Source organism: Clostridium sp. BL-8, assembly GCF_002006495.1.
Lineage (GTDB): Bacteria > Bacillota > Clostridia > Clostridiales > Clostridiaceae > Clostridium.
Genome location: NZ_LZZL01000057.1, coordinates 1 through 13,692 on the forward strand (window position 1 = coordinate 1; position 13,692 = coordinate 13,692).

The 13,692-nt window shown below is 29.1% G+C and carries 11 protein-coding genes and 1 other annotated feature; of the genes, 5 read left to right on the plus strand and 6 right to left on the minus strand.

Going from position 1 to position 13,692, the window contains the following annotated elements:
- Positions 1 to 191: 191 nt before the first annotated feature.
- On the plus strand, positions 192 to 380 hold the full coding sequence (locus tag CLOBL_RS18110; protein WP_077860308.1) for a hypothetical protein: 189 nt from the start codon (positions 192 to 194) through the stop codon (positions 378 to 380).
- Between the two features lie 65 nt (positions 381 to 445).
- On the opposite strand, the gene CLOBL_RS18115 is transcribed toward CLOBL_RS18110, so the two are convergent.
- The 4 genes from CLOBL_RS18115 to CLOBL_RS18130 form a co-directional block, all read right to left on the minus strand.
- On the minus strand, positions 446 to 1,819 hold the full coding sequence (locus CLOBL_RS18115) for an MATE family efflux transporter (RefSeq protein ID WP_077860309.1): 1,374 nt from the start codon (positions 1,817 to 1,819) through the stop codon (positions 446 to 448).
- A gap of 213 nt (positions 1,820 to 2,032) precedes the next feature.
- The gene (locus tag CLOBL_RS18120) at positions 2,033 to 3,031 is read right to left on the minus strand and encodes a LacI family DNA-binding transcriptional regulator (protein WP_077860310.1); all 999 of its coding nucleotides are present in this window, start codon (positions 3,029 to 3,031) and stop codon (positions 2,033 to 2,035) included.
- Between the two features lie 259 nt (positions 3,032 to 3,290).
- Entirely contained in the window at positions 3,291 to 6,404 is a 3,114-nt protein-coding gene (gene ileS / locus CLOBL_RS18125; RefSeq protein ID WP_077860311.1) for an isoleucine--tRNA ligase, read from the minus strand.
- 193 nt (positions 6,405 to 6,597) lie between these two features.
- Positions 6,598 to 6,846, minus strand: a binding site (T-box leader).
- A 196-nt stretch (positions 6,847 to 7,042) separates the two neighbouring features.
- Positions 7,043 to 8,089, minus strand: coding sequence for a cell division protein FtsZ (locus tag CLOBL_RS18130; RefSeq protein WP_009167705.1), 1,047 nt, complete (start codon positions 8,087 to 8,089; stop codon positions 7,043 to 7,045).
- A gap of 290 nt (positions 8,090 to 8,379) precedes the next feature.
- On the opposite strand from CLOBL_RS18130, the gene CLOBL_RS18135 reads away from it, so the two are divergent.
- A complete protein-coding gene (locus tag CLOBL_RS18135) occupies positions 8,380 to 9,189 on the plus strand; it encodes a helix-turn-helix domain-containing protein (protein ID WP_077860312.1) in 810 nt (269 codons plus the stop codon).
- Between the two features lie 105 nt (positions 9,190 to 9,294).
- Entirely contained in the window at positions 9,295 to 9,507 is a 213-nt protein-coding gene (locus CLOBL_RS18140; protein WP_077860313.1) for a (2Fe-2S)-binding protein, read from the plus strand.
- Positions 9,508 to 9,628: 121 nt separating this feature from the next.
- On the opposite strand, the gene CLOBL_RS18145 is transcribed toward CLOBL_RS18140, so the two are convergent.
- Both CLOBL_RS18145 and CLOBL_RS18150 read right to left on the minus strand, forming a co-directional pair.
- Positions 9,629 to 10,339: a 2-phosphosulfolactate phosphatase family protein gene (locus CLOBL_RS18145; RefSeq protein ID WP_077860314.1), complete on the minus strand. Its 711-nt coding sequence runs from the start codon at positions 10,337 to 10,339 to the stop codon at positions 9,629 to 9,631.
- A 5-nt stretch (positions 10,340 to 10,344) separates the two neighbouring features.
- Complete coding sequence (locus tag CLOBL_RS18150) at positions 10,345 to 11,277, minus strand: TIGR01212 family radical SAM protein (RefSeq protein ID WP_077860315.1); 933 nt, start codon at positions 11,275 to 11,277, stop codon at positions 10,345 to 10,347.
- Between the two features lie 281 nt (positions 11,278 to 11,558).
- Between CLOBL_RS18150 and CLOBL_RS18155 the strand changes: the two genes are divergently transcribed.
- Together CLOBL_RS18155 and CLOBL_RS18160 are read left to right on the plus strand one after the other, a co-directional pair.
- Complete coding sequence (locus CLOBL_RS18155; protein ID WP_077860316.1) at positions 11,559 to 12,644, plus strand: transporter; 1,086 nt, start codon at positions 11,559 to 11,561, stop codon at positions 12,642 to 12,644.
- Between the two features lie 56 nt (positions 12,645 to 12,700).
- Positions 12,701 to 13,684: a radical SAM protein gene (locus CLOBL_RS18160; protein WP_077860317.1), complete on the plus strand. Its 984-nt coding sequence runs from the start codon at positions 12,701 to 12,703 to the stop codon at positions 13,682 to 13,684.
- Positions 13,685 to 13,692: the final 8 nt, after the last annotated feature.

Consider the following 13,692-nt stretch of genomic DNA (forward strand, 5'->3'; position numbering starts at 1 on the left):
TTTTGTGTGAATCGCTTACTCAGCGAGCGTATGCGAGTCGAGCTTCTGCTATGATAGAAAATAGGCTGGCAAATGGACTTGTTATTTTTTGAATGTGCCTAATATAATTACTCCTTATATTTATATTCCTTGCACTTATTTTTTAGTAGTGATAGGATGTAATTACATAATTAAATTAAAAGGAGATTTTTATGAACGACTCAAATTTAAAAGTGGCTCAACAAGATATAGAAGAAGCATTAAAAACTGTAGAAGATATGGAAAGATTTATAAACGATGATGAACCATCTTCAAAAGAACAACTAAAAGAAAAATTTATGACCTTATCATCTAGGGTTCAAAAATTAGAAGATATCTTAAAGAATGAGGGAATTCTTTAAATACATAAAAAAAGCGTAGTTAATATTTAACTGATATTAACTACGCTTTTTATATTATTGATATTCTAGTTTTCAAGTACGGCTTCTTTTACTTTTTTATCCTCTGATAATTCCTTTGATTTTTTAATAAATACAATAAATGTAATTGTAACTGACAAAAAATCAGATGTTGCTCCGGCAATCCACACTCCATTTAATCCAAAAAATATTGGAATTATTAAAAGACATGGAATTAATATTATCACTTGCCTTAACAAACTTAAAATCATTGATATTTTAACTCTTCCAACAGATTGGAAATAATTAGTTATTACGATCTGCCCACCTATAAATGGAAGCATAATTAGAAATATTCTCATCCCATGTGATGTGACTTGTATAAGTGAACTGTCTCCATTAAAAGCCTTGACTAAAATTTCTGAAGCTCCTTCAATAATTATAAATCCCACAGCTACTATTACAGTAGCTGTTATAATTCCATACTTTACAGCCTGCTTAACTCTATCATATTTCTTCGCTCCAAAATTATAACCAATTATAGTCTGCAATCCTTGATTTAATCCAAAAATAGGCATTAAAAATACCATAGCCACGCTTCCTATTATTGTCATTGCGCTAACTGCTATATCTCCACCATATTTCTGCAAAGAGTTATTACAAACTATTTGTACTGCACTTTGTGCAAGCTGCATGCTAAATGGACTTATTCCTATAGCAATTATACTCAACACAGCTTTTTTACTAAGCTTTAAATTTTCTTTTCTAATTTTTAACACGCCGGCTCCTTTAGTAAAATAATATAATATCCAAGTACTGCTTACTGTTTGTGCAACTACAGTTCCGAGTGCTCCTCCTCTAACTCCAAGGTTAAAACCAAATATAAATATAGGATCTAAAATAATATTAATAATTGCACTCATAAGCATAGATGCCATAGCAATTCTAGGACTTCCATCACTTCTGATTGAATGGTTAAGACCAAAACTAATCATGTTAAAAATACATCCACTAAAAATTACTTGGATAAATTCTTCTCCATAACCTATAATATTTTCACTAGCACCAAATATTTTTAAGAGTGGATTTGAAAATGCAAGTCCAAATATAGTTAAGAAAATACTTATTATTATTATTAAAGTAAATGCATTCCCCAATAACTTTTCTGCACCTTCTTTATCATGCTCTCCGAGCTTTATTGATATCTTCGTTGCTGTCCCAATGCCAATTAACATTCCAAACGCTAAAATTATAGTCATGAGAGGCATTGTTATTCCTACCCCTGCCATAGCTATATTTCCTATTCCTTCTATATGTCCAATAAATATTCTATCTATTATATTGTATAAAGTATTAACCAGCATACCTATTATTGCTGGAATCGAAAATTCAAGTATTAACTTTCCTATTTTCATTTCTCCCAACCGTTTCTGACTATTCATAAATATCCCCCTTATATAAAAATTTTCTCAGTAATTAAAGCATTATAAATAATTTATATTAATTAAACGTTATAAGTAAATTAATATAAACTTTTACTGACTGCAACAATAACAATTTTAGTATTATTTGGGTGTTATTACAACTAATTTTGAAAACAAAAAAGGCGGCGCTTTATATGCTCCACCTTTTTTTTAACACACGTTTTCTTTTTATTATATTGTACTTTCTCTTTCAACCAATTGATGTTCTAGAACATAATGAGGCTCTTCTAGTTCCTTTTTGTTTAACAACTTTATAAGCATCCTCATAGCAACAGATCCCATATCATAAGTTGGTTGAGAAATTGTTGTAATCTTTGGATAGAAAATAGATGCTGCAAAATTATCATTAAATCCCACAACGCTCACATCTTTAGGAATTTTTAATTTGTTATCTCTTAAAGCATTTATTGCACCCATTGCAATATCATCAGATGCACATACGACACCTTTAAATTTCTTACTTTGCTTTATAAACTTTTGTATTCCTTCATATCCACTTTTTACTTTCATTGAACTAAGATAAACCAATTCTGGATCTATCTTTATTCCTGCTTCCTTCATAGCATTTTCATAACCAACATACCTATCGCCCCAAGCGTTTTTACTTTCCTTTTCAGTTCCTATGAAAGCTATTTCTTTTATACCTTTTTCAATTAATAATTTTGTGCTGTCATAACTAGCTTTAACGTTATCGATAGTTACACTTGGTAATAATCCTTCTTTATCCTTTGTTTCAACTAGCACAGTTTTTAGGTCTAATTCATTGATTAATTCCAAGATTTCCTCATTAAGAGAACTACTCATGTAAATTACACCATCGACCATTTTCTCTTTAAGTACTCTTAAGTATTCTTTTTCTTTTTCTATATCCAGATCTGAATTACATAGTATTATGTTGTAATCGTATATATTCGATACATCTTCAGCACCTCTTACGATTTCTGGGTAAAATTGATTTGATATGTCTGGGAGTAAAATTCCGATTGTTTTTGTTCTTTGAGTTTTTAAACTTCTTGCAACTATATTGGGTCTATATCCAAGTTTCTTTATTGCATCCAAAACCTTTTTCTTAGTATCCTCATTTACTACATCGATATCATTTAAAACTCTAGAAACTGTTGCAATTGATACTCCAGCTTCTTTTGCAACATCCTTAATAGAAGTAGCCATTATTATTCCTCCTTTGAATTTTTCTAGATAATTTTATTATACTAATATATTACATTATAAATCAACAGAACTTACAATAAATTATTGTATTATTGTAAGTTTTGTCAAAAATCATAACTTTTAAACTTAATTTCATAATTTTATATTGTAATGTAAGTTATTATATCTGAATAATAAAACTAAAGATTATTATTACAAATAAATAGACTGAGAATCTCAAGAAATTATTTTAATTCTCAGCCTATTATTATTACTATTATTATTTTGTTACTTCAACATTCATGTTTAGTGTTTCTCCATTTATAACTGTTTCTGAATAATCAGCTTGCTTGTTATAAATAACATCAGAAGTTAAAGTCTCTTTTTTAATTGTTTCTTCAAACTTCTTAATGACGTCTATTAACATATCATTGTCCGATACATAGAGATTTATTCTATCTGCAACTTCAAAGCCTTTATCTTTTCTCATGTTTTGAATCTTTGAAATTATCTCTCTTACATGACCTTCTTCTTGAAGCTCAGGTGTAATTATTGTATCTAAAACAACTCCTAGTTCACCCTCTCCTGCAAATGCATATCCCTCTAGACCTTGCATTGTAACTAAAAGATTCTCATTTGTAAGAACTATTTCTGTTCCATTAACGTCAATAGCTTCACTTCCACCATTTTGAATTTTTTGAGCTAATTCCATTTGATTCTTTTCTGAAATAGCCTTTTTAATTTGTGGAATTAGCTTACCATACATCTTACCTATAACAGGAAGATTAGGTTTTATTTCAAAGTTAACATACTTAGATAAATCTGCTCCTAATTCAACTTTTTTAATATTTAATTCTTCCTTTACAATATCTCCATAATATTCTGGAAGAGACTTTGTTGAAATAAGCATTTCAGAAAGTGGCTGTCTGTTTTTAACATTAGCTGAGTTTCTAGCACTTCTTCCAAGCTTAACAAGTGTATATGCTAGATCCATTTCATTTTCTAGTTCCTTGTTTATAGCTGCTTTATCAACTTCTGGCCAAACACATAAATGAACACTTTCCGGTGCATTCTCATCTAAATTTACAACTAAATTTTGATAAATTTCTTCAGTCATGAATGGTACAAATGGTGCTGCTACTTTAACCAAAGTTGTTAATACTTTGTGAAGTGTTACATAAGCACCTATCTTATCATTTGTTAATTCTTGTGACCAGTATCTTGCTCTATTTCTTCTTACATACCAATTTGATAATTCATCAGTAAAATCTTCAATAGCTAACGCTGATTGAGTAATCTTATAAGTATTTAAACCTTCATCAACAGTTTCAATTAAAGTATTTAATTTAGATATAATCCATTTATCCATTACGTTATCTGAAACAAAATCAGCATACTTAGTTGGATCAAACTTATCTATTTCAGCATATAAAACATAGAATGAGTATACATTCCATAATGTTCCTAAGAATTTTCTTTGAGCCTCTCCAACATCATCTATTGAAAATCTTGTTGGAAGCCATGGTGCACTTGCAGTATAGAAATGCCATCTTGTAGCATCTGCCCCTTGACTGTTTAATACCTCAAATGGATCTACAACATTTCCTTTATGTTTAGACATCTTAAGTCCTTTTTTATCTAAAACATGCCCTAATACGATACAATTTTCAAAGGAATTTGTATCAAATAAACATGTTGAAATGGCAAGTAATGTATAGAACCATCCTCTTGTTTGGTCAACTGCTTCTGAAATAAATTGTGCTGGGAAATTCTTTTCAAAAGTTTCCTTATTTTCAAATGGATAGTGCCATTGTGCAAAAGGCATTGATCCTGAATCAAACCAGCAGTCAATTACTTCATGAGTTCTCTTCATTTCTTTACCACAGTGTGGACATTTTAACTTTATTCCATCTACATAAGGTTTGTGTAATTCTATCCCCTTACAATCTGTAGTAGCCATTGATTCTAATTCTTCTCTGCTTCCAATACATTCTTGATGGCCACATTCACATTGCCATATTGGAAGTGGTGTACCCCAGTATCTATCTCTTGAAATACCCCAGTCAATAACATTTTCAATGAACTTACCAAATCTTCCTGTTCTAATATTATCAGGATACCAATTAATTTTATTATTATTTTCAACTAGTTTGTCTCTCATTTTAGTCATTGCAACAAACCAGCTATCCTTTGGATAGTATAAAAGTGGTGTATCACATCTCCAGCAATGTGGATATGAATGTAGATGCTTTTGCGCACTAAATAATTTATTATTTTCTTCCAAGTATTTAACTATACTTTCATCACATTTCTTAACAAACTTACCTGCCCATGGTGTAACTTCTGGAACAAAGTTACCACTTGCATCTACTAAGTTTACAAAAGCAATTCCATTTTTCTTTGCAACAAAGCTATCATCTTCACCATAAGCTGGTGCAATATGAACTATACCAGTACCATCTGATAGTGTTACATAATCTCCATGAATTACTACAAATGCTTTACCTTCAACTTTTGCAAAAGGCATTAATTGTTCATATTCTACTCCCAGTAATTCTTCACCTTTAAATTCTTTAACTATTTCATGTTCTCTTTCGCCTAAAACTTTTTCTACCAAATCTTTAGCTAAAATATATATTTCATCGTGAGCTTTTACTTCACAATATGTATATGACTTATTAACACATAATGCTAAGTTAGATGGTAATGTCCAAGGAGTTGTTGTCCAAGCTAATATGTACTTGTTAGCTTCTCCTTTAACTTTAAATTTAACAGTTGCAGTTAAATCCTTAACATCTTTATATCCTTGAGCAACTTCATGAGATGAAAGAGCTGTTCCACACCTTGGACAGTAAGGCATTACCTTATGGCCCTTATATAAAAGACCCTTATTCCACATTTGTTTTAAAGCCCACCACTCTGATTCAATGTAATTATCATGATACGTTACATATGGATCATCCATATCAACCCAGAAAGCTAATTGCTCAGACATTTCCTTCCATAGGCTAACATATGAGAATACACTATCCTTACATTCTTTAACAAACTTTTCTACGCCAAAGTCCTCAATTTGTCCTTTTCCTGAAATTCCAAGCTTCTTTTCTATCTCTAATTCTACAGGAAGCCCATGAGTATCCCATCCTGCTTTTCTTAGAACCTTATATCCCTTCATAACTTTGTATCTTGGGATAATATCCTTCATAACTCTTGTTAAAATATGACCCACGTGAGGTCTTCCATTTGCTGTTGGAGGACCATCATAAAAAGTAAAATATTCTCCATCTTGATTTGAATCAAAACTTTTTTGTATAATGTCATTTTCCGTCCAAAGCTTTGCTATATCTTTTTCCATATTGACGGTACCTTTTGATGCATCTACCTTATTGTACATTAAAAATTCCCCTTTCCTTTATTCAGTTAATAGTTAACAATTAACAGTGCACAATTAAGAATAAAATTACTTAGTATCCAAAATTCTATCAATTACTAAACATTAACTTTATACTTTCCAATTTTATATTTTATTAGTCCTTTATAGACTTCAAAAATTCCATTACTTATTTTAAAAATAAAAAAACTCCATCCTACAGGACGAAGTTGAATTCGCGAACCACCTAAGGTTAACACTTAACAATAAATTAAATGCTTTATTTCAAGTACATACATACTCAATCCTTTAACGCAGGCTGTTACGTGATAACTTATTTGGCTAATCTCGCCTTTCAGTCTCCAACTCCTAGGTGATTTTCTCTAAGATTTATTATAGCTTTACACCAAACAGCTACTCTCTAAAAATAATATCTTAAGATACTTTTCCTAATCATAGTCTTTTATCTCATTTATTATATATTACCGACTTATAAATGTCAATTCCTAGTGAATTCCTAGCTTCATTTTGTTTTAATATGTCTGTTAAGATAACTATTTTAAATATATGTGCTGCTTCTTTTAACAGCAAAAAAGAGAGGTTACTTGTGCTTAATTTCTGTAACATCTCCCTGATTGATTCTTAATAATATTAGTTATATTTTATTCAAAAGAAAATTCTAATTCATCAGAATCATATGAATGTGATCCTGTGCTTTCATCTCTTTGTTCCATATTGTCATCAAAATCTATAATAATACTTTTTCTTCTATCTCTTGATTGTTTTCTTTTATTCTTGTCATCTAATGCCATTTTTATTAATTTAATTGATTCAGTAGGTATTTCGCAACCTCCAAGAACAACTGTATTAAATGCATTATTATATGTCATATATGTACTTTTATAAACTTCGAAACACTTAGAAATCTCATTTGGATCGTATCCATCTACCTTTACATTTATCCCTAAGTAATCACAATCATACATGTCTGGTTGTGCAAATACACTATTCTTTATAGCTAAGTCTATAGCTGTTTTCGCATCTTTTAATCCATCATATAATTTTAAAACAAGTCCAGCACCATTAGCTGTGTTTATCCTGAATGAATCTTTCTTATCAATGTTACCATCAATATGAATTCCCATCAAATTATATGCTAAATCTAAGCTTTCTACTACTTCATTGTTAACTTCTTTATATGTATTTCTTTTATTATTATCAACAAATTTAATATCACTGATTAAATTGATTACACTATTAATATCATTCCAGCACTCAATTGCGTTTGTGAATGATAATTGATCTTCTTGTAAGCTTGGTAAAATTGCTACTACATTTATTTTTGTAGATGGAATAGCTGCTGATGCTACTTGTATAAAAGTTTTAACTGCACCAGACCCTGTTCCTCCTGCCATACTCGTAAAAACAACCATAACTTCTGTTTGAGGAAATTTTCTTAATAAAGTTCCTACTGCATTTGCATTGTCCTTTATCATCTCTTTTGACTTACTTCTATCCCTTCCTGAACCATCAGTTCCTGGATATAGGTATACGTTTTTATCTATATTGGCATTTTTTAATGGTTTTATATCTGATAAGCTGCTATTAAAAAATAATCCATTATAGCTTTTATTTTTACTTAATAATCCGTCTACTATATTTCCAGCACCTTGCCCAAGGGCAACTAATAACATTTTGCTCTTTTCCATAATTAATCCCCCTATTCATTATTATGTATAATTTATAAAATAATTTAAAATTTTTATTCTTTAATATTGGACCTTATTATATAATAGTATTGTTCGGGAAAATTCTTCCTAACATTATAATTTTATACCAATTGTGACAATATTAAAAGAAAAATATAAAAATTTAATCCTTTTTATTATAAATTGTATTATAATTAAGTTAATTTTAATATAATACTTTCTACTTTTAACGTAATTTATTTTTTATCAAAGCTAATTTCAATCGTATAGAAAGGGGATTTACGATAATTATGAATTCTGAAACTAACACTTTAGATATTCAAGATGAAAATATTATGCAAAACAAAAGAAGAGGAGATATTTTATACTATTCTCTAAGTCAGGTAGCTGATTTATTAGGGGAAGAGGATAGTAGCATACGATATTATACTAATGTTTTTGATAACATCTTAAAAATAGAAATATCTAATAAGGAATTTAGATATACAAATAAAGATGTTGACAAGCTTGAATTCCTGATAAACTTAAAAAATAAGGGTATGTCTATCAAAGAAGTTCAAAAGTATTGTGAAGAATTGCCTTTGGATATTCAAGATTTATTAGAAGTAAAAGAAGATAACTCACTATCAGCTAAAGAAATTATCTCTTCAGTTATAGAATTAGAAAGTGAGAAAATCAATAATATTAAAGACTATTTATCTAATAAAATTGATGAAAGTAATGCGCTAATTATACAACAAATTATCGAATCAATTATAAAAGAACAGAATAAGCAACTGGATATCTTTAAAAATAGCATAATAAATGAGATTAAAGATTACATAGACCTTAAATTTAATACAAATGTATCTATGGATTCTTATAGTGAACTATCTGAAAGAGTCAATACATTAATAGATAATAGAATTTTATTTGAAAATAATGTTAATTCTCAGTTAAATAACTTAAATGAATCATTTGTTACTAATGGAAAAAATTTAGCAGATGAGATTAAAAGATTTAAAAATATAATTGAACGTGCCTATTATGTTCAGGAAGAAATAGCTTCCCAAAAATCAAAGCAAAGTTTTCTAGGACGATTATTTGGAACTAAATATTAATGATGGTTCATTTCTAGACTCTATAACGCTTAAAAATACCTATTGACCATTATTTAATAAAGTGATTTAATTATTTAAAATTAAATTATTTTAAGGAGATTATATATGGATAATAACGTGAATGAAGCTATTTTAGATAAATTAACTAAAACTTGTACCTGCAAGCTTATTACTCGTGCTAAAATAAAAGAAGCCATTAGAAATGGTGCTTCTACTGTGAAAGAAGTTCAAGAAGCTACAGGTGCTGGAAGTGGTTCGTGTAAAGGAAAAAATTGTTCTCCACGAATATACGAATTATTAAAACAATATGAAAGCTAATTATTTTAAAGCCTTAGGTACATTAATTACCTAAGGCTTTAATTTTATAGGCGTAATATCATATTTCCAAATATATTACACATACTATTCAGTTATCGATTTTTTATAATTACATCTATAATTATTTAATCCTATCATTTTTATATTCTGGAACTATATTTACAATGCTTTTTTTAACACAATACTCAATATCATTATCTAATTCTAAAGACTTCATAACCGAATAATGTGTTGCTTGTTTTACATAACTCATTATATCCACATTCTCTTCATATATAATATTAGCTGTTCGAGCTATATCTGTAAGTTCAATACTTTTATCATCTTTTAATATTTCATTAATTATATATCCACTGCAAATATAATCGTCCATTGAAAAATTGCCATTTGTTCCTGCATTTATAATTACTACATCTTCATTTATCTTCATTAGATTATTAGCTACTGCTTTTGCATTTATCATAGCACCTATAAGTATCCTTTTGGCAGATTTGGACTTTGTAAGAGTTTTTGTTCCATTTGTTGTAGTTAGAAATACCGTTTTATTTTCAACATTATTTTTTGTATATTCAAGTGGAGAGTTTGATAAATCAAATCCATCTATTTTAACAGCTCTTCGTTCTCCCCCTAAAATATAATCTTCTCTCTCAAGCTTTCTAGCTTCTTCTAACGTCTCCTCAATTGTTAAATAAGGAATGACTTCTTTACAGCCATTGTTTAAAGCTGTAATTATTACAGATGTTGCTCTAAACATATCAATTACAACAACTATTTTGTCTTTTATTTTACTTTCTTTTATATCATCAGCTGATATTATAATATCTATTTTCATAATCTTTATATCTCCCTATAATTCTTTCCTTGCCATAATTCATTTTCTTCTAACGCTTTATCTATTGAATTCAAAACTTCCCATTTTTTTAGGCTCCACATGGGACCAATTAAGAGACTTCTAGGTGCATCTCCTGTAAGCCTATGAACCACCATATCCTTAGGAAGAAGAGTTATACCCTTTATAATCAATTCAACATAATCCTCTTGAGATAAAAATTCTAGCTTGCCCGTTTCATATAATTTTACCATTGGAGTATACTTCATCAGATGTAGCAAATGTAACTTTATTCCTTTGGCCCCAGAATGAGAAATATAATCTATTGTCTTTAGCATATCTTCCTTAGTTTCGCCTGGCAATCCTAGAATATCGTGAACCACTACATCAATATTTCTTTCTTTTAATTTCTTCATAGCATTTTCAAAAACCTGTAATTCATATCCTCTATTTATTATCTTAGCCGTTTTATCATTGCAAGTCTGAAGCCCAAGTTCTATCCAAAGGTAAACTTTATTGTTTATCTCCTCTAATAAATCCAGTACATCATTATCTAAACAATCTGGTCTTGTAGCTATTGCAATGGCTACAACTCCCTCTTGCTTCAATGCTTCGTCATATTTTCTTCTTAATTCTTGAACAGGTGCATAAGTATTTGTATATGCCTGAAAATAAGCTATGTATTTCCCATTCTTCCACTTCTGTGCCATCATTTCTTTTATATCATTAAATTGCTTTGTAATAGATAATTCTCTATTTCCAGCATAATCTCCTGAACCTCTTTCACTGCAGAAAAGGCATCCTCCACTACTTATCTTTCCATCTCTATTAGGACATGAAAAACCTCCATCCAAAGAGATTTTGAATACTTTTTCTCCAAATTTATTTCTTAAAAAATAATTTAAACTGTGATATCTTTTACCATTCCAAAAATTATCCATAAGACCTCCGAACCTATAATAATGATTTTTAATCACGAATCGTTGTAATTACATATATCTTAAACATAATAAAATATATTTCCAAACTAATTGTACATTTTTAATTACAAAATGTACATTAGATACTTTTCAGACTTTTAGTAATAGTTATTCATTTCCTTTCCATTAGCTATACATGTTAACTTTTAATCATAAATTGTTAACCAATAATATAATTTATAGAATAAATTAAAAGTAAACCTTATATATTATACAAGTAATATTCTTTAGGGGGATAAATATTGAAAAACGAATTAATCAAAATTTTTCAAGTTGCTACAGTATTTATTGGTACAATCGTCGGAGCTGGACTTGCTTCTGGAAAAGAAATCACAGAATTCTTTACTCAATATGGAATTGCAAGCTTTTTAGGTATCATAGGCTGTGGCATTTTTTACATTTTAATAAATTCTATAATCTCAAGAATAAGCGTTAATTATAATCTTAATTCATATAGTGATGTTATGAATATAATAAGTCCTAATATATTTGGAAAATTCACAGGACTTATAACTACTTTATTTCTTATTTCTAGTGCTTCTATAATACTTGCTGGCAGTGGAGCTCTAATTCATCAATTCTTTGGAATACCAAAGATAATTGGGTCATTACTTATGATTTTAATTGCTGTATTTTTTTTACTTAGAGATACTGAAGGCTTAATCGAAGTTAACTCTTTTATTGTTCCTGGATTAATTTTTACCATTACGCTTATCACAATTCTATATTTTTCATTTTGTAAGGATGCAGTTTCATTTACTAATATCACGAGTTTTCAACCTAAAAGATCAGGAATTCTCTTTTCCACAATATTATATGCAGGCTATAATACACTTTCAGCATCTGGAGTTTTAGTTCCTCTTAGTACACAAATGAAGAAAAGTAAGATTATGATTATTGGAGTAATAGTCGGGGCTATTGGCCTTACAATACTTTGCCTAATGATTAATTTATTATTAACTGTTAATCAACCTTATATATATAATTATGAAATACCTTTGCTTTTTGTAGCAAATAGATTTGGCAATCTGATTCAAGCTTTGCTACTTGTGATTATTTGGCTAGAGATGTTTTCTACTGAAGTCTCAGATATATATTCAATAAGTAAAACTTTGAACAAAACATTTAATATTGAATTTAAAAAAGCTATATTTGTAGTTATAATTTTTGCACTTTTAATATCTCAACTAGGCTTTGGAAATCTTATAACTAAGTTATATCCTATGTTTGGATTATTAAGCCTAGTTTTCATATGCCAGTGCATAATATTCTTTTTTAAACATAAAAAAGACTTTTTCAGATCCAATAAATCTCACTCAGTGAAATAAATATGGTATACTTTTTATAATATTATTTAATAATTACCATAAAGGATTTGATATAAATGAACTATTTAAATTTATTAGATGAGTGTACTCTTTGTTATCGAAACTGTAAAATTAACAGAAATGCTGGTCAAATTGGATTTTGTAAAGCTTCAAATAAAGTAAAACTTGCCCGAGCTTCTTTACACCTTTGGGAAGAGCCTCCTATTTCCCAGGAAAAAGGTTCAGGTACTGTATTTTTTTCTCATTGCAATCTAAACTGCGTATTCTGCCAAAATTACAATATAAGTCAAGGAACTGAAAAAGAAGAATTTTCTCTTTGTACTTCTGACAGTTTAAAAAATCAAAACTTTAAAAATGAGTCTTCTGTCATAGGTATGGAAGTATCTATTGAGAGACTTTCAGAAATATTTTTAGAGCTTCAAGAAGAAGGCGCAAATAACATAAATTTAGTTACTCCAACACACTACGTTCCTCAAATTATAGAAGCTCTAAAAATCGCTAAAAAGAATAAATTAACTATACCTATTCTATATAATACTAATACCTATGACTCTATTGAAACTATAAAGTTACTGGATGGATACATTGATGTTTACCTTCCGGACTTTAAATACTTTAACGATAAATATGCTCTTAAATATTCTAATGCTAAGAATTATTCTTCTAACGTACTAAAGATAATAGATGAGATGTTACGACAAGTTGGAAAGCCAGCATTTAATGAAGCTGGGCTTATAATGAAAGGGGTTATTATACGGCATCTAATGCTTCCAGGACTTCTTTTTGATTCCAAGAAAGTAGTTGACTGTATTTATAATAGATATGGTGATGATGTTTATATAAGTTTAATGAACCAATATGTGCCTATGTTTAAAGCTTGTAATTATCCTGAAATAAATAAGCCTCTTAATCCCAAGCTTTATGATAGTTTAATTAATTACGCCTTAGACCTTGGTGTCAAAAATGGATTTATTCAAGATGATGGAACAAATAATATCTCTTATATTCCTGATTTTAATCTTGAAGGAGTAAAAAAATAGCAGTCCAT

What these genes read in the sequence shown, in the direction of transcription:
- CLOBL_RS18145 (WP_077860314.1), bottom strand. Translation starts at nt 10,339, where the DNA reads ATGAAAATAGATATTATAATATCAGCTGATGATATAAAAGAAAGTAAA.
- ileS (WP_077860311.1), bottom strand. Translation starts at nt 6,404, where the DNA reads ATGTACAATAAGGTAGATGCATCAAAAGGTACCGTCAATATGGAAAAA.
- CLOBL_RS18150 (WP_077860315.1), bottom strand. Translation starts at nt 11,277, where the DNA reads ATGGATAATTTTTGGAATGGTAAAAGATATCACAGTTTAAATTATTTT.
- CLOBL_RS18115 (WP_077860309.1), bottom strand. Translation starts at nt 1,819, where the DNA reads ATGAATAGTCAGAAACGGTTGGGAGAAATGAAAATAGGAAAGTTAATA.
- CLOBL_RS18140 (WP_077860313.1), top strand. Translation starts at nt 9,295, where the DNA reads ATGGATAATAACGTGAATGAAGCTATTTTAGATAAATTAACTAAAACT.
- CLOBL_RS18160 (WP_077860317.1), top strand. Translation starts at nt 12,701, where the DNA reads ATGAACTATTTAAATTTATTAGATGAGTGTACTCTTTGTTATCGAAAC.
- CLOBL_RS18135 (WP_077860312.1), top strand. Translation starts at nt 8,380, where the DNA reads ATGAATTCTGAAACTAACACTTTAGATATTCAAGATGAAAATATTATG.
- CLOBL_RS18130 (WP_009167705.1), bottom strand. Translation starts at nt 8,089, where the DNA reads ATGGAAAAGAGCAAAATGTTATTAGTTGCCCTTGGGCAAGGTGCTGGA.
- CLOBL_RS18110 (WP_077860308.1), top strand. Translation starts at nt 192, where the DNA reads ATGAACGACTCAAATTTAAAAGTGGCTCAACAAGATATAGAAGAAGCA.
- CLOBL_RS18120 (WP_077860310.1), bottom strand. Translation starts at nt 3,031, where the DNA reads ATGGCTACTTCTATTAAGGATGTTGCAAAAGAAGCTGGAGTATCAATT.